This is a genomic window from Paenibacillus massiliensis 2301065 = DSM 16942, from assembly GCF_000377505.1.
Classification (GTDB): Bacteria; Bacillota; Bacilli; order Paenibacillales; family Paenibacillaceae; genus Paenibacillus; species Paenibacillus massiliensis.
The window spans coordinates 300,815-317,390 of sequence record NZ_KB898189.1 but is presented as its reverse complement, the minus strand read 5'-3'; the positions used below and the strand labels follow the sequence as shown (position 1 = coordinate 317,390).

Annotated in this window: 14 protein-coding genes and 1 pseudogene; 14 read left to right on the top strand and 1 reads right to left on the bottom strand. The window is 48.8% G+C overall.

What is annotated here, in order from left to right:
• Positions 1-170 precede the first annotated feature (170 nt).
• From D328_RS0112275 to D328_RS29005, 14 genes and pseudogenes are all read left to right on the top strand, one after another.
• Positions 171-926: an ABC transporter ATP-binding protein gene (locus D328_RS0112275; RefSeq protein WP_018885314.1), complete on the top strand. Its 756-nt coding sequence runs from the start codon at positions 171-173 to the stop codon at positions 924-926.
• Entirely contained in the window at positions 923-1,684 is a 762-nt protein-coding gene (locus D328_RS0112270) for an ABC transporter permease (protein WP_018885313.1), read from the top strand. The genes D328_RS0112275 and D328_RS0112270 overlap by 4 nt, the downstream gene beginning before the upstream one ends.
• A gap of 214 nt (positions 1,685-1,898) precedes the next feature.
• Positions 1,899-2,513: an RNA polymerase sigma factor gene (locus D328_RS0112265; RefSeq protein ID WP_018885312.1), complete on the top strand. Its 615-nt coding sequence runs from the start codon at positions 1,899-1,901 to the stop codon at positions 2,511-2,513.
• A 124-nt stretch (positions 2,514-2,637) separates the two neighbouring features.
• Positions 2,638-3,090, top strand: coding sequence for a hypothetical protein (locus tag D328_RS0112260; protein WP_018885311.1), 453 nt, complete (start codon positions 2,638-2,640; stop codon positions 3,088-3,090).
• Between the two features lie 60 nt (positions 3,091-3,150).
• Entirely contained in the window at positions 3,151-4,311 is a 1,161-nt protein-coding gene (locus D328_RS29010) for an amidase domain-containing protein (protein WP_018885310.1), read from the top strand.
• A gap of 115 nt (positions 4,312-4,426) precedes the next feature.
• Positions 4,427-5,128, top strand: coding sequence for a hypothetical protein (locus D328_RS0112250; RefSeq protein ID WP_018885309.1), 702 nt, complete (start codon positions 4,427-4,429; stop codon positions 5,126-5,128).
• Positions 5,129-5,336: 208 nt separating this feature from the next.
• A complete protein-coding gene (locus D328_RS0112245; protein ID WP_018885308.1) occupies positions 5,337-6,971 on the top strand; it encodes a helix-turn-helix domain-containing protein in 1,635 nt (544 codons plus the stop codon).
• Positions 6,972-7,112: 141 nt separating this feature from the next.
• Positions 7,113-8,135 (top strand): FecCD family ABC transporter permease, encoded by a 1,023-nt coding sequence (locus D328_RS0112240; RefSeq protein WP_018885307.1) that lies wholly within the window; start codon positions 7,113-7,115, stop codon positions 8,133-8,135.
• Positions 8,132-9,166, top strand: coding sequence for a FecCD family ABC transporter permease (locus D328_RS0112235; RefSeq protein ID WP_018885306.1), 1,035 nt, complete (start codon positions 8,132-8,134; stop codon positions 9,164-9,166). The genes D328_RS0112240 and D328_RS0112235 overlap by 4 nt, the downstream gene beginning before the upstream one ends.
• Before the next feature lie 84 nt (positions 9,167-9,250).
• A complete protein-coding gene (locus D328_RS0112230) occupies positions 9,251-10,216 on the top strand; it encodes an ABC transporter substrate-binding protein (protein WP_018885305.1) in 966 nt (321 codons plus the stop codon).
• 299 nt (positions 10,217-10,515) lie between these two features.
• Positions 10,516-10,811: pseudogene (locus tag D328_RS31950) on the top strand (transposase); the annotation flags it as partial.
• A gap of 563 nt (positions 10,812-11,374) precedes the next feature.
• Positions 11,375-12,640, top strand: coding sequence for a class I SAM-dependent methyltransferase (locus D328_RS0112220; RefSeq protein ID WP_018885303.1), 1,266 nt, complete (start codon positions 11,375-11,377; stop codon positions 12,638-12,640).
• 2 nt (positions 12,641-12,642) lie between these two features.
• Positions 12,643-15,243: a metallophosphoesterase gene (locus tag D328_RS0112215; protein WP_018885302.1), complete on the top strand. Its 2,601-nt coding sequence runs from the start codon at positions 12,643-12,645 to the stop codon at positions 15,241-15,243.
• 168 nt (positions 15,244-15,411) lie between these two features.
• Positions 15,412-16,008 (top strand): RNA 2'-phosphotransferase, encoded by a 597-nt coding sequence (locus D328_RS29005; protein ID WP_051091143.1) that lies wholly within the window; start codon positions 15,412-15,414, stop codon positions 16,006-16,008.
• Between the two features lie 143 nt (positions 16,009-16,151).
• Here D328_RS29005 and D328_RS0112205 read toward each other — a convergent pair whose 3' ends face one another.
• A complete protein-coding gene (locus tag D328_RS0112205) occupies positions 16,152-16,523 on the bottom strand; it encodes a helix-turn-helix domain-containing protein (RefSeq protein ID WP_018885300.1) in 372 nt (123 codons plus the stop codon).
• Between the last annotated feature and the right edge of the window lie 53 nt (positions 16,524-16,576).

Genomic DNA, 16,576 nt, shown 5'->3' with positions numbered 1-16,576 from the left:
AAACAGGACACACCTCCCTTCTCAACACCAATTATACGCGCCAATGGGCCATGCCTTTACTTAGGAAAGTATAGAATCTTCTTTGGTATGTATAGAAGGTCTCTGGTATGTATCGAAGGTCCTTTGTATAATACCTACACAACAACTTACGCATCAAGGGAGGAAAGGCATTGCACCCTTTATTTGAAATACGTCATCTACGCAAGCGACATTGGAAAAAGGGAGGAGAGGAGGTAGCTGATCGCTATATCGTCTCAGATCTGTCGACTGCGATCACTCAGCCAGATCAAATTGCCCTGGTGGGAGCATCCGGTCAGGGCAAGAGTACACTGCTAAGGATGCTGGCTCTGCTGGAGCCTGCTGATGGAGGAGAGCTATTGCTGAAAGGCCACTCCTGCACCAGTATGCACACACGGCAGTGGCGCCAGAAAGTGTGTTATGTGGCCCAACAGGCTATTATGCTGCCAGGCAGTGTAGAGGACAATCTCAAGACGGTCAGCCGATTGCACGGAACGACGTACGAAGTTAAGCTTGTGCGTCAGCTGTTGGACCGTTGTGGTCTGGAGGAAATGGACCTCGACAAGCGTGCCGACGATTGCTCTGGAGGAGAGAAGCAGCGTATTTCCTTGATTCGTTCGCTCTTGTTGCGTCCGGAAATCCTGTTATTGGATGAGATTACAGCCTCACTCGACGTAAGCAGCACGCAAAAGATTGAAGAGCTTCTGCAGTATTGGTATACCACGGAAGGTACCTCTTACATGTGGGTTACACATGATCTGGAGCAGGCTGGACGAATTAGTAGTACCGCATGGTTTCTGAATCAGGGAATGCTAATGGAGCAGCCTAGCCACGAACTGGTTCATCATCCCCCTGAAGCATTGGCGCGGAAAGTTCTGGAGTTCGCAGACAGCGAGGGCATCTCATGAGTCTACTATCCCTCAGCTTCACGCTGCTGTTCATTGTGGGCACCATGCTAGTCTCTGTGTGGCAGCGGCTTGGCCTGGAGAAGGACATTGCGGTGGGTACATTGCGCTCAGCGATACAACTGCTGGCAGTCGGCTACGTGCTGCAGTTTATTTTCCAGACCGACCATCTTGCGTATGTCGTGCTTATTGTCATCTTCATGATCTGCGTTGCCTCCTGGAATGCTGCCAAGCGGGGCAAGGGCTTGCACGGTATCGTCTGGCGGATCGCACTGGCCATAACGGTGAGCGAGGTGCTTATGATGAGTATTCTATTAGGACTTGGTATTATCGACCCGACGCCCCAGTACATCATTCCAATTAGCGGCATGACCATCGGTAGCTCGATGATTGTCTCGGGCCTGTTCATTAACCATCTCAAGAGCCAGATTCAGCAGAGCAAGGGAGAGATTGAGACGTTACTGTCACTAGGAGCAACGGCTCAGCAAGCCCTGCAGGGGGTCCGAAAACGTGCTGTAAAATTCAGCATGATTCCGACAATTGACGGGATGAAGACCGTGGGATTAGTCCAGCTTCCCGGGATGATGACAGGGATGATCATTGCTGGAGCCGATCCAGTGATTGCCGTACGGTATCAGATTCTGATTGTATTCTCCTTCACCTGCGCTGCTGCTGTAACCAGCATTCTACTCAGCGTATTGATATACAAGCTGTTCTTCACCTCAGATCTGCAGCTGCGGCCTATGGTAGATGCGAAGTAGCTAGGGGGTAGCTATACATTTGGAAAATACCAGTAATATACCATATGGGGATACCACAGAAGGGCTGTAAGAGATTACGGCTCTTTTGGTATTTTTATAAATATTTACATATGGATTGAAATTAAAACATTTTTCCATTATGGTATAAATAGAAACATAATATTCCATAAAATCCACTGAGAAGAAACCAAATCTTCTAAAATGGAGGGGTAACATGATTGTTCTATCCATTTTTGCTAGAGCTCGTATGGAGGATCAGCTTTTTATGACGGAATTGTATCAGCAATACTATCCTTTTATGAGAAAAAAGGCACAATCTTTTGTGAAGGATGTGTATATCGTTGAAGATCTTATCCATGATGGATTTATGAAATTGTTGCCCAAGGCCTCTATTCTGCGTTCACTTGATGTCTCTAGAAGAACATCCTATATCTCTCATACGATCAAGAGCGTATGTGTAGACTTCATTCGCAGACATATCCGTGACAAGCAGCGGAATATCGCAGGAATGGAGAATATGGCTGAGCAATTGGCTGCTTCTGAAGCCACACCGGAGGAAAGCTGTGTAGATAAGGAAAGCTATGAAGAGCTTGGTAGGGCCCTGGAAGAACTGTCGGCAAGAGATCAGCAATTGCTAGCGTACAAATATCAATTAGAGCTCAAGGATCAAGAGATGGCGCAGCTCATGAATATACCATCTCGCAATATCCAGACCTATTTAACCCGAGCTCGAAGGAGACTGCTATATAAGGTGTGTTGTGAGAGGGAGAGGACGAGTATACAGCACCCTGTAACCTCAGCAAGCAAGAAATCTAGTAATAACGGATGAATATTTTTACATATTTGTTATCCAAGGTGTTGTAAATCGGGGTCTTCTACGTCTTATATTTATGAGAAGTATAATTCATATTATTGTAATTATTTTAAAATTTTACTATTGGAGGGTGTTAGGAATGAACAAGAAATGTTTGATCTTGTTGAGTGCTGTAACCACACTGTTGCTGGTTCCAACTGCTGGCTTTGCCTCTGAGGCCAATAGCCCGCTCTCGATGCAGGAACTGAGAAGTACTTCCGGGATCGGCGATATAACGATTCAGAAGGAGTATTTCGATGAGAGCTCTTATCTGGATTATGAAGGAGAGACCGAAACTACCTTTGATTATGAGGTAAGCCATGGAAGCACGATCCGATACTGGCTGTTGGATGAGGACAAGGTAGGAATGACTGTTAAGATCTACGACGCCAGTAACAAGTTAGTAGCTACGGGCCAGACTTCTTCCTCGAATAATTGGAGGGTCCTTAGCACTTTTACTCCTGCCAGCAAAGATCAGACCTATCTTGTACGGGTTGTTTCGAACACGGGTGCTGGATATGAGCCTTACGAGCTTTCCGTTCGGGCATATTAGAGCATTTAGAGCGTCAGTCCCATCTTGCATTCCCTATTCTTAAAGAGGAGGTTCTTCATTGTGAAAAAGCAAATGATAGCACTCGCTGTCGCTTCCACCATGCTGGTGGCTTTTCACCCAGCCGCTTCGGCGCAAGGCAGTAACGAGCTTCTGGACCGGGCAGTAACCCCGGTAGTTGAACAAACAGAGGTGATCAGTAGCAGCTTGACTCTGGAGCAGCAGGAAAGAATCCTTGCGGATATTAAGGAGCAACTGCAAGCTAAGTATGGAAGCGTGTACAAGCTTGATAATTTCTCTGCAACATTCGAAGCACCTGTCGTGGAAGACCATATGATCTACATAGATCTGAATGTAGACGCTGATATGACCTTGACGAGACATCCAGCCGATAGCCCTTATGTTCAAGGAATGGAAGCAGCCCTTGCTGAAGTAACAGAGGATAGCGAGAGGGAGCTTGCCCAACTTGAAATAGACAATTTCCTGCAAGAGGTGGAGCCTTATTATAATACGCCTTCACCTTCAGCCTTCCTCTATAGAATCCAACTGGATAGTGGCAACGAGCTTAACACGAACAGCCTGTCCTCATTCGACGAAAATAGCTCCTATGAGCTGTTTCATCGTGCGGATATAACGGAGGAGGAGGCGATTCTCACACCTGTCAAGCCAGCAGAGACGCTGGATGAATCCTCCGCTAGCGAGCTAGGAAGACAGTCCATCCAAAGTGCGATTTCAAGTACGAATCAGCTTAGCCAGGTGATGAAGGCGGCCGTCAGCTATGATCGGATTGCAGCAAGGGACTACGCTCTCGACCATGGTCTGGATGAGCCGGAATTCTCCAAAGCGAACAATATGGGAAGCGATTGTGCTAACTTTGTATCCAAGGCACTGCGGGCTGGCGGATTCCCCGTGGACAAGGCCGGCAAATGGTATCCTAGTCCCAAAGCAGGCTCTTATGCAGGGGAGAACTGGATGCGGACAGGCTACTACAATAACGGCGGCGTAGTTCCGTATATGGTCGATAAGGGGTACTTTTACAAGCAAACCAAGCAAAACAAGGTTAATGCCGGAAGCATTCTGTCCAGAACCGATACAAGCCATGTGGCGCTGGTGACCTACGGGGACGGTAGTGTGATCAAGTATACCGAGCATTCCAACGTAAAAGTCAAAAAAACGAATGTTGTCTATGCCGGTGAAAAAGCGGAATTTTACATGCCTAACTAATATATAAGTGGTTAATGTGGGAAAGCATGAAACCCTAGACAAACGTCTCAGGGTTTTGTGCTTTCTGCTCAGCATATCACAGACATCAAAATTGACACCGAAAGAGGAGATTTATGTGAAGCAATCCAAGAGGTATGTCACTGTATTTATGGCCGTATTATGTGCTGGCGCCCTGCTAAGCGGCTGTATGGACGGAGGCAATGACAAGCCACAAGCGAATGAGCCACAGGAGTCAAATGGGCAGCAAGCCTTGAATGTGCAGCAAGCCTTGAATGAGCAGATCACCAACAACGCCACCAGTCTATCGGCTGAGCAGGCCAAGACTATATTTAAGGATATTCAAGATTTGTATTCGTCTATATACAATAGCGATATTAACAAATTGGAGAACTTCACGGTTGCATTCAGCAATGAACAGAAGCAGGGTTCAGCCACATTCATTGATGCAGACGTAGAGGTGGACATGACTTTGATCAGACATCCAGAGGATAGTCCGCTGATTCAAGGCATGAAGAAGGCTATTGCTGAGATCAAGAATGATGCAGATCAGGCTAGAGCAGAGACAACGATGGAGGGATATTTGAAGGAAATGGAGGCGGAATATAAGCAGACGGCACGAGTTAATGCCCCCATGCAGATTGAGCTGAACACCAGTAATGCGGGTGATTTCGCGTATACTCTGTACTATCTGGTAGAGAACGGTGGGGAGGTCACCAAGTATCCTGCCAAGGAATATTTCGAAGATCATTTTAAGGAAAATGCAGTAGACAAGGAGCAGCAGGGTTATGACCTGATTAAGCAGGAATTAGCGCAATAAGCAAAAGTCATTGATCCCTATAGACTTCCTGAAGTTGCGATCGTATAATTGATATTGATTATCAGTGGGCAACCGTCATTTTGAGCTTATGGTGAAGAATTACACATATTCGTCCATAAACACTACCCTAGGGTAGTGTTTTCTTCGGATACGGCGGTTGGCTTCTATACATAGGCTGAGAGATGGTTCGTAAGGGGGCTGCACCGACATGCAGATACCGCTACAAAATAATAACTTTTTGAAAAAAGCCAGGTTGGAGATTGAGGAGATTGATCAGGCGAAGGGAGCTCCCGACTGGGCTGATGGACGACCGTTGAAGCACCATCTGTTGCTGTATGTTCGCGGGAAAGCCGAACTAACTGTTCACGGGATGACACGAAGTCTGGAGCGCGAGTCTTTGCATCTATATGCTCCCGATACGGGCGTACACCTCATTGGTTCTGTGAATGCCAAGATCGAGGTGTACTGGATATCGTTCGATATTTATAGATTAATGGAGAGCACAGAAAAGACACAACACTATCATCGAGATCATAGCTTTCCTGTGGAGGGACAGCTTCCCATGGGAGGAAGTCGCTTCAGAAGGCTACTGCATGTGCTGAGTTCAGCCAAGTCTGGTTACGAGAGCCTGAATCCGTATATAGTTCCGCAGCATTTGCATGATTTGCTGGAAGAGCTGCTAAGAGCGGCAGAGTCGCGTGAGTGGAAGGATATGGAGCAGCGGCTCAGGGCAACCGTTGATTACATGCATGAGTATTACCGCGAGGATGTGCGCATCGAGAAGCTTGCAGAGCTGGCACAGCTCCATCCGTCCTATTACTCTCAGGTGTTCAAGCGTTCTTATGGTAAGACGCCAGTGGCTTATTTAACCCAGCTACGAATGAATAAGGCCAAAGAGATGCTGCTGCAGACGGATCATTCCGTTCAAAATATTGCAGCGAAGGTCGGTTACAGAGATGAGTTTTATTTTAGCAGACGATTTAAAGAGACCAGTGGGTACTCTCCCAGTATTTTTCCGCAGAAGAAGCATTTGAATCTAGTCTCGTTATCATCGGCTTACACAGATCATCTGTTTACACTTGGCCTGAAGCCGATGGCTGCCCAGATGCACAGTCATATGCCCCTGGTTACCCAGAGTCTGAACCTGCCGGAGCATGCCTCTGATCCATGGAATATCAGCCGAGAGGATTTTCTAGCTATGAAGCCGGACCTGATCGTGTGTAAGGACAATGTGCTGGACAAAGCGAAGGAGCATATTAACGATATTGCTCCCATCATTGCTATCCCATGGACCAGTGCGGACGTGTACAGCCACTTGATGAGCATTGCGAGTCTTGTAGATCGGGAGCAGCAGGCGAAGATATGGATGGAGCATCATGAAGCCAGAGCAGAGCAGCTTCGCAAAAAAGTGCGCTCAAGGGCAGGCTCTGGCACCGTTGCGATCTGTGTCTGCCGTGAGCATGAGCTTCGAATGTATGGTGCGCGAAATTTCGGTCACGTATTTTATCGCTCTTTACAGATGCAGCCCCCTGTTCGCATTCAGCAGCAGCTTGACAAGCACCCGGCTGGTTCGCATTTCAACTGGATTGCAATGACTGCGGATGACATTAGGCACTATGAGGCTGACTATCTATTCGTCGCAATAGAGACAGAACAAGATAAGCAGCGAGTATTGGAGTGGCAGCACAGCAATCCTTACTGGCGCGGACATCCGGCGGTCAGGCATGGACGAGTCTATTTTCTGAAGTGGGACAAGTGGCTCGTGTATGCTCCATTTGTGATCAATCAACAGCTGGAGGAAGCGTCACAGCTGCTGTGTCAGTCTCCCAGTCTGAGGGAATAATAGAAATGACCCTATTGGTGTATGCTGATCTAAAAATAGTCCAAATCCGAATCTACAAAATTGTCATGGAATAATAGAGCGTTCCAATTATAATGATTTTATATGATAATGATTATCATGTTCAATTCGTGAAAAGGAGGCATGCAGCTCCCCAATATGATGAAAAAGACCAAACGATGGATGACCTGCATGTGGTTCATGGCTGCCATGGCAGGATTGCTGATAACGATGTTCATGGCCATCTCCTTTGGTGCGAAGGAATTAAATCTGAGTACGGTATGGGCAGCGGTGTTTCACTACAACGAAGCGATCAGTGCCCATCAGATCATACATGAGCTCAGGTTGCCGCGTGTGCTGGGCGCTGTATTCAGCGGCATGGCTTTTGCCGTAGCAGGGGCTCTCATGCAGGGAGTCACCCGTAACCCATTAGCCGATAGCGGTATTTTGGGAGTCAACGCCGGTTCAGCTTTTGCGGTCGCTTTATGTTTTGCTTTCCTGCCCGGCTTATCCTATGGAGGACTCATTCTGTTCTCCTTCGCGGGTGCGGCTCTGACAACCGTGTTCATTGTACTGCTGGGCTTCTCCCAGCCTGGAGGGATGACGACACTGCGGCTGACGATTGCAGGCTCCGTGGTGGCTGCGATTCTGCATGCATTAAGTACAGGGGTGGCGATCTATTTTGAACTCAGCCAGGATCTTGCCTTCTGGTATGCAGGAGGAGTGGCTGGCGTAACCTGGGAGCAGCTACGCTGGTTCACCCCCATTGTCGCAGTGACCATTCTGTGGTCCATTCTGATGGGTCGCTCGGTCACCTTCATGTCGCTTGGGGATGAATCAGCAGTCAATCTGGGTGTACATGTGAACCGCGTCAGACTACTGGGATTGACCGCTGCCGTGATACTAGCAGGAGCCTCAGTATCTGTAGCTGGCTCGATTGCCTTTGTGGGGCTGGTCGTCCCACACATTGCCCGGAGGCTCATAGGCGTGGACTACCGTGTGCTGATTCCTTTCTCAGCCTTGCTTGGCGGAATCCTGCTTGTGCTGGCTGACTTTGCTTCCCGTATGGTAAGCCCACCCCGAGAGTTCGCTATTGGTGCCATGGTAGCTATGGTCGGTGTACCCTTCTTCCTGTATCTTTCCCGCAAAGAAAGGAGGGAGCTATGAGCATGAATCCATATCAGCTGGCTCAGCACAAGAAACGCAGGGTGCTGCTCATTGGTGCCATTTGCTGTGTTGCGGCGATAGGCGCTATTCTCATCGGCCTCAACACCGGAACGATTGCATTATCGCCTCTGGAGGTGTGGAGAACCCTGCTCGGAGGAGGCTCCCCAACCGAGCAGATGATCTTGTTTGAATACCGTATGCCACGTATTCTGGTCACCGTGCTGGCCGGGATTGGGCTCGGGATCGCAGGTTCGGTCTTTCAGGGTGCGACACGCAATGCACTTGCTGACCCTGGCATCCTTGGGATTAATAATGGGGCTGCTCTCGGATTAATTGTATTTGTTTCATTTTTTCGCACGATGGAGGGCCCAGCAGCCTTGCTCATTCCGATATTCACGTTCATGGGCGGCGCGGTCTGTGCGGTGATCATCTTCTTGTTCGCCTATGAGCGGCATAAGGGCATCATCCCCATTCGACTCATCCTCGTTGGTATCGCGGTAGCAGCGGGCTTCAGCGCCTTGACACTGCTATTGTCACTGAGGCTCGATCCGGATACCTATGCGTTTGCAGCCCGTTGGCTGGCAGGGAGCATCTGGGGAAGAGACTGGGTGCATGTGTGGTCCCTGCTGCCTTGGGTTGCTGTGCTGGTCCCGTTGATCTATTACCGTGCGAAGCTGCTGGATCTGTTCGCTCTCGGCGATGAGATCTCCTACAGCTTGGGGAATCCGGTGAATCGGGAAAGGCTGTTGCTGCTGTCGATGGCCGTTGCCCTGTCCTGTGCCAGTGTGTCCATGACGGGGGGAATTGGCTTCATCGGCCTGATCGCACCGCATATCGCCAAGCGACTGGTCGGGCCACGGCATCGATATTTTCTGCCGATAGCGGCCATGATCGGGTTAGTCGTGCTAGTAGCGGCGGATACGATCGGCAGGTGGATTTTTCGGCCAAACGCCATTCCTGCGGGAGTCGTCGTGGCGCTCATCGGTGGTCCCTATTTCTTGTACCTTTTATTCAAGTCCAAGGCAGCATAGATTCCTATTTTCAAAAGTGCCATGTGTGTACAAGCTACTATTATTTACTTAGGAATAACATGACATCTGGAGGTAATGAACAACATGAAGAAGATTTCCCTATTACTTATGTCCATTCTGCTGATCGGACTGCTGGCGGCTTGTGGCCAACCATCCGGCTCAGCGACGCAGGCTACTCAACCATCGGGGACTGCTGACAGCTCCGATACGAACACTACCGGCGGGGGCACTGAGAATCTCGTACACGATCCCAATGCCAAAATCGCGTCCATGTCCATTCATATTACGAACAATCTGCTGGCCCTGGGCATTAAGCCTGCAGGGTCCGTTGTAGGGGGCGATGTGAAGGATTTCTTGCCCCATGTGGCAGATCAACTGCAGGGAGTAGAGAAGCTGGGTGTCGTAACAGACCCTGATATGGAAGCGGTACTTGGTTTGCAGCCGGACGTCATCTATATCGACAAGGTCTACTCGGAGAAGGATCTGGACAAGTTCCAGAAGATTGCACCAACCATTGTAGTTGATATGGACAATGGGACGTGGCGCGATCACCTGAAGCAGGTTGCGAAGCACGTAGGACTGGAGGAGAAGGCGGAACAGTACATCGCGGATTATGATGCCAAGGCTGAGCGTGTGAGTCAATTGATTCATGGCAAGCTGGGAGAAGACGCCAAAGTCATGACGATTCGTATGACGGCCAAGGAACTTCGGGTCATGGGAACCAAGCGCCCGCTCGGACCAATTATGTTCGATGATCTGAAGCTGAAGATGGCGGATGGCGTAGAGAATATTTCGGCGGATGAGCCGTATCAGGTAATCTCGAAGGAAGTGCTTCCTGATTTCAATGCCGATGCTATCTTTGTTATTATCAGTAAAGGTAATGAAGCCAAAGCCAAGTTCGAGGAATTGGAGCAGAATGCGGTCTGGCAGAACCTGAAGGCCGTGAAGGACAAGCATGTCTACATTCTGGACGGTCAGAAATGGCTGGATTACTCTTCCCTTGGTCAAAGCATGGCGCTGGACGATGCGGAGCAGCTATTTTCCAAATAACATGCGTTCTGCTTCGACCGTCGCTCTATCATCGCAATGTGTGGTGTTGGTTGATATTTCTCTCGCCAACGCTCACCCCTAAAACGGGCTGTCTCAAAAGCCATGAAATGGCTGCTTGGGTCAGCCTTGTTTTACGTAGGATATACGTAGGCTTTTGGGGCGGACGCTCCGTGAACGGACCGTTGTTACAATCGCTGTTGTCCCCAGATTTAATTTATTCTCCTAAGCGGTGAAAATCCGGGGACAAAGGCGACCGCTGCCGCTTTTCCACAATCAGTCCGTCCTCTCCACTGTTCAAGCGGGAGAACATCCTCTTCATGTGGCTGGCTGGACGGTAGCGGCCAGACTTTCGTACCTTGAACCGCTTCCGTTCCCAGCGGATGCAGAGTGTTCTCGAAGTCGTATTTACCTCCGTGGTTCAGTTTCTGGCTGACGAAAAACACGTTTCTTTAGAGCAGTACTTTGTGGACGGAACCAAAATCGAGGCTAATGCTAACCGTTATACGTTTTGTATGGGGCAATGCAGTCAGTAAACACAAAGCCAAACTGCAGGAAAAGGTACACGACCTGTTTGCTGACATTGAAGCGGTAGAAGAGGAGGTCGGCTGGCTTTGGCTCGCCCATAATCTATTGAAGCAAGCTGCAAATAACCAAAAACGCAGAGCAGCGATTCTCCAATAATGGGAGAATCGCTGCTCTGTTGACGTTTAAGCTTTTGAGAAGACAACGGGCCAGTAGAATATCTACTTATGGGACAGCCCCTTTTGTTATGTCAACTTTCATTCTAGTACCTTGACCGAATCTGATTTCATGTTGAATGATCTGGAGAGATAGCGGTTAGCGGAAAGCGGGGAAGCCCTAGAGAAACGGAGTGGCCGCCTTTAAGCTTGCTGTTCATCTGCTAGTTATCATCGTTCAAAAGAACAGCAAGCTTAACAGAGGTCGACGGGGCTCCCCGCTTGCAGCGGCTCTACACTCATAGGGTCAAGGTACTATAAGTTTTCGTAATACTTTTACCCTGTTCCGCAGGGGGACGTGTAAGTAGAATAAAGGCAATACAATCACCAAGATTAACATCATCAGGCAAGCAGCAGCTAAGCTCTCTCTAGTGGAGCGACAGCACAGCTAACCTTACGAATAGGAGGGGAGAAATTCAAGATGGCCATTATTCAAGTGACATCCACCAATCCGCAGTTCTCATTTTTGATCAAAAAAAATCCGAACTCCGGTATGCTACTGCGCTCGGTTCGCAAGGGCATGGCGTACGGCTGGTACACAGATGCACAGACGTTCAATGTATATTTCAAGGATGCAGACAATGAAATCTCATATAAGCAGCATGAGCAGGAGAGCTTCGAATATTTGAATGTCTCCCGCTATAACACACCATTATTTCCACTCAATGCGATTAGCGAGTTCTTCTCGGCACCGCTCAAGGTACAAGGCGAAGCCGATACGGAGGGCTACGAGCATACCTTTCACATCAATATGATTCATGTTGAACTGGAGCGCTATATTCACTTTTTCGAGAAGCATTTGCTGGATTTCACCTTCGAGCTCACACATCTCGCGCACAAAAGCTACTCCTTGACCGTAAAGACCAAGAAGAGCATGTATGAGCTGCTACATACCGTCAGTGTCTTGTGCTTGTTCCTGTCTATATTCGGCAAGGAATTCATAGATATCTCGGATAGCATACTCAGTAAATATATCAAGAGCATTCACGTCATGGATGCACCCTTCTATATCCGCAGTCTGTTCGTACGCAACTTCTTATCTTCTCGGGATCGTTTTCGGAGGTACAAGGCTGAGCTGGAACGAACAGACAGGTATGATATTCAATTCGCTTATGGGGGTACCGCGCTTCAGCGCAGGCAATATATCGGGAATGTGCTGCCCTTCGATAAGGCCATTGTGGACGTCGGGTGTGGAGAAGGCTTCTACGCGCTGAGCTTTGCCGGGAAGATCGAGGACAGCTACTATGCCATCGACATCAATGAAGAGCTACTGGAGAAGGTGAAGCGCAAAGCAGAGGCTCGTGAAATTGAGAATATCGTGACCTGCAGTTCGATTGACCAGTTCCTGGAGAGCTATAGCGGAGAGCGGGTCGATGTAATCCTCACCGAGGTGATTGAGCATATGAGTCTGGAGGAGGCGGAGCAGCTGATCCGTCAGATCTGTGCCAAAGTGGACTTCGACCGCTTCATCATTACGACCCCCAATGCGGACTTTAATGGATACTATGAGCTAAGTGGCTTCCGGCACGATGATCACAAGTGGGAGCTGGGAGAGGCGGCCTTTCGTCAATGGATGATTGGCATCATTGGTAATCTCGATGTTCAGGGTGAGTTTGTTGCGATCGGGGACTGCGTCAATCAGATTACAACGACACAAGGTGTCATACTTCAGAGAAAGGAGGCCTGATGATGGAAATTCGTACAAAGATGCACACCATCTTCATGCTCATCGGCTCTACCGAATGCGGCAAGACGACTTTTGCCAAGGAGGTGCTGATTCCGGGGCTGCGTTTCGCGGATGCTGATCGAAATATTCGGGCCAACATCCAATATCTGTCCTCGGACCAGATTCGGCAAGAGATCCTGGGATATGACTATGACAAGTATGATCAAGTGATGCTGGAGGCAAGCGAGCAGGCCTTTCAGCTGCTGTTCGAGCGGCTGAAGCTGGCAACGTCTTTTCCGATCAATGCCGAGTTCGCAATCGTGGATACGACAGGGCTGTCCGAGGATTTTCGGGCCAAGGTCAAGGAGATCGCTCACCAGAATAACTACAATCTTGAAGTCATCGTGTTCGATTATCGTCAGCGAAGTGATTATTATGCGTCCGAGCGCTCTAAGCGATTGATTACCAATCATATGAATCGGCTGAGAAGAGAGGTCCTCGGTTCATTAGGACGGGAGAAATATGGCAAAATCCATCGGGTACGGGCAAAGGATTTCTATCTGATGGAGGAATGCAGGGCGAATCCTGAATATACCTTCGTCATTGAAGATATGGAGCAGTATTTGGCGACCGTGCTGCCACAGGAGCAGAAGTACATCATCATAGGAGACGTCCATGAATGCGTGGACGATCTGAAGGGACTGCTACTGGATTACGGCTATAAGTTTAGTGAAGGCAAGTCCGAGGCCGGCAAGCTGGTAGTGTCTGAGTCATTGAAGGATACGAAGCTGGTGCTGGTAGGGGACTGGATCGATAAAGGAAAACGCACCAAGGAGATCATTGAGTTCCTGTACGAAAATCGTGAGCACTTCTATCTGGTGCTTGGCAACCATGAGAACTTTGTGGATAAGTACATTCGGGGTGAAGTTCAGGGAGTGGACCAGGAGCTGATTCATTCGTATTTCGAATCTACTCAAGTACTGCTTAAGGATGCTGAGCTGTTGGCCAAATTTCAGTATTTGGTGTCGATATCGAAGCCGTTCTATCGTTATGTAGGTGTGTCCGGGCCCTCCTTCTATGTCACACATGCCCCCTGCCGGAACAAGTATATAGGGAAACTGGATGCGAATTCGGCCCGACATCAGCGGAATTTCCGCATAGATCGGGAGGAGCCGCTGGAGGGGCAGCTTGCCTTTTTGCAGGAGGAAGCTGTCAAGAACCACCCGTATCATGTATTCGGACATATCGCCGCCAAGCGTAGCTTTCGTATCCGCAATAAGCTGCATATCGACACAGGTAGTGTACATGGCAATCTGCTGAGCTCGGTCAGCATCTCGTTCAGACCGTTTCTGAAATCCAGAAAGGCCAGTCAAGCCGTGATCTCTAAGGAGCTGCCGGTCGTATTTCAGGAGGAGCGTAAGGTATCGGTACAGGATTTGGGCGAGGAAGAGCTTCGTCGCCTTCGGTATAGCTCACGCCATAAGATCAACTACATCTCAGGTACGATGTCCCCGGCAGACAAGAATGAAGAGACGAATGAGCTGGAATCCTTGCAGCGTGGCCTGGAGTATTTCAGGCAGCGTGATGTTCGGCAGGTGGTATTGCAGCCCAAATATATGGGGTCGAGATGTAACGTCTACTTGTACCGGGACAAGGAGCAGTGCTTCGCCGTTAGCCGTAACGGCTATAAGGTGAATTATGCAGGGATGTCCGATATTTATGACCAGCTGCTGTTGAAATTCGGCGGATATATGCAGGAGCAAGCTGTTGACATACTGCTGCTGGACGGCGAGCTGCTGCCGTGGAGTGCTCTTGGTGAGGGGCTGATTAACAGACAGTTCAAGCCGATTGAGGCTGCGCTAGGGACAGAGCTGTCGTTCCTACAGCAGAACGGCTTTGAGGAAGCCTGTCATCAGCTGATCGCCGAATATGAAGCGAGCGGCTTCGAGCAGGATCAATATCATAGCTCCAAGGCAGCACTACGTGACAAATACGGGGCAAACGTATACCAGAACTACAAGTATATTCACCAGATTAAAGAGACCTATGTACCGTTATCCACCCATGAAGAGGCCTATCGGACCTATAGCAGACAGCTGGAGCTGTATGCGCAGGATACCGAAGCGGAATATAAGCCGTTCGCGCTGTTGAAGCTGATCTATACGGATGGCAGGGAAGAGGTACCTAGCTGGAATACCAGTGAAATGTATCGCTTTTTGTCGGATGATGAGTCACTGTTGCTTGATCTCACTTCACCGACAGCGCTGGAGGAGGCAGAGCAGTATTTTGTGAAGCTAACTATGGATAAGCATATGGAGGGTGTCGTCATCAAGCCGGAGCAATGGAATGGTCGGACTGTGCCATATATGAAGGTGCGGAATCCGGAGTACCTATCCATCATTTATGGCTATGACTATCGGTTCCCTCATAAATACCGCAAGCTGCTGAAGCAAAAAAATGTAGCACAGAAGCAGCGCTCCTCCCTGCAGGAATACCAGCTTGGGCTGAAGCTCCTAGAGGTGCCGCTGTCCGACATTACACCAGAGCATGAAGCCTACCGGAATATTGCTGCCAATCTGCTCTTCGAGGTGGCTCAGGAGCGGGAGATCGATCCACGCTTGTAGGGGATGCGTGATGCTGGGATAATAGAAGAAGCTAGAATAATAGAAGAAGCTAGAATACTAGAAGAAGCTGGAATAATAAAGCATAGAATAAGTATTGGGGAAGCGTGCCATATGCTGCTCTCCAATACTTCTATGATGGTGAAGATACACCCATTAGGAAGTGATACGATGCTAGATCAAGCAAAGGAAAAAAGCTTAAGCAAACTGATGAGCCTGCTGCTACGACATAAGCCAGAGGAGTTCGGCGTAGTCCTTGATCCCGAGGATGGCTCGTGCCCGATCAAGGTGTTGCTGGGCGCGATCCAGACGCAGCGTGGATGGTCATGGGTCCGTCAGGAGGATATCGAGCAGGTCGTGCGCAATTCTGACAAGCAACGCTTCGAGATTGTAGAAGACCGAATCCGGGCCAGATATGGCCATAGCCATGGCAAAATCCGTTATGAAGCGACCCAGCCCCCGGCGGTGCTGTATCATGGCACGAACCAGAAGGCACTTCCTTCGATTCAAAAGGAGGGCCTGAAGCCGATGGGACGTCAATATGTGCACCTGTCAGAAGGGACTCACTTTGCGACACTGGCCGGGAAGCGCCGGGGAGAGCTGGTAATTCTGAGAGTGGATACCCAGTGTGCGCAAGAGAGCGGAGTCTCCTTTTATTATGCTGGCAATGAGGTATGGTTAGCTGACCGGGTACCCCCGCAATGCTGCTCACAGCAAGCAACGGCAAGCAGTACCAAGATGTTGGGCGAAAATACAGGATTAGACTGAACCTTAAAGTTAGCAGCGGTAGACCCAGACTTGATCACTTAGTCTGGTCTACCGCTGTTGTTATTCATGAGTAACGTTCCCCGTTCGTTGAATGCTGAAGCATATCATTGTACTCCGTGTAATGCAGAATGATAAGTATTCATTCATATTTTCCCAAACCCTTTTTCGCAAGTAACGTCCGCACTGAGAATGTCATACAGGTTTTGCTTTGAGACATTTAATTGCTGTTGAGTAGCTTCAATTTCGGCAATTTTTAATTGTATCAGGCTTACTTGCTCATCCTTGGACATCCCGTTTTTCGAGATCATGGATTTGATTTCCTGAATCGAAAAGCCAACGGCCAAACAATTTTTAACAACATTCAGATGATGAATGATGTCTGACGAATAAATCCGATAATTATTTTGATCCCTCAATACATATTCATCCGTGATAATGCCTATTTGCTCATAGTAACGGATCGTTGAAATCGGGAGATCAATACTTTTGGCTACTTCACTGATTTTGATGACCATCACCCCGTTTTTTAGCGCTTGCTATAAAGCATACTTTATAGTTTACCCTCTTA

What these genes read in the sequence shown, in the direction of transcription:
- D328_RS0112270 (WP_018885313.1), top strand. Translation starts at nt 923, where the DNA reads ATGAGTCTACTATCCCTCAGCTTCACGCTGCTGTTCATTGTGGGCACC.
- D328_RS0112265 (WP_018885312.1), top strand. Translation starts at nt 1,899, where the DNA reads ATGATTGTTCTATCCATTTTTGCTAGAGCTCGTATGGAGGATCAGCTT.
- D328_RS0112260 (WP_018885311.1), top strand. Translation starts at nt 2,638, where the DNA reads ATGAACAAGAAATGTTTGATCTTGTTGAGTGCTGTAACCACACTGTTG.
- D328_RS0112245 (WP_018885308.1), top strand. Translation starts at nt 5,337, where the DNA reads ATGCAGATACCGCTACAAAATAATAACTTTTTGAAAAAAGCCAGGTTG.
- D328_RS0112240 (WP_018885307.1), top strand. Translation starts at nt 7,113, where the DNA reads ATGCAGCTCCCCAATATGATGAAAAAGACCAAACGATGGATGACCTGC.
- D328_RS0112235 (WP_018885306.1), top strand. Translation starts at nt 8,132, where the DNA reads ATGAGCATGAATCCATATCAGCTGGCTCAGCACAAGAAACGCAGGGTG.
- D328_RS0112230 (WP_018885305.1), top strand. Translation starts at nt 9,251, where the DNA reads ATGAAGAAGATTTCCCTATTACTTATGTCCATTCTGCTGATCGGACTG.
- D328_RS0112220 (WP_018885303.1), top strand. Translation starts at nt 11,375, where the DNA reads ATGGCCATTATTCAAGTGACATCCACCAATCCGCAGTTCTCATTTTTG.
- D328_RS0112215 (WP_018885302.1), top strand. Translation starts at nt 12,643, where the DNA reads ATGGAAATTCGTACAAAGATGCACACCATCTTCATGCTCATCGGCTCT.
- D328_RS29005 (WP_051091143.1), top strand. Translation starts at nt 15,412, where the DNA reads ATGCTAGATCAAGCAAAGGAAAAAAGCTTAAGCAAACTGATGAGCCTG.
- D328_RS0112205 (WP_018885300.1), bottom strand. Translation starts at nt 16,523, where the DNA reads ATGGTCATCAAAATCAGTGAAGTAGCCAAAAGTATTGATCTCCCGATT.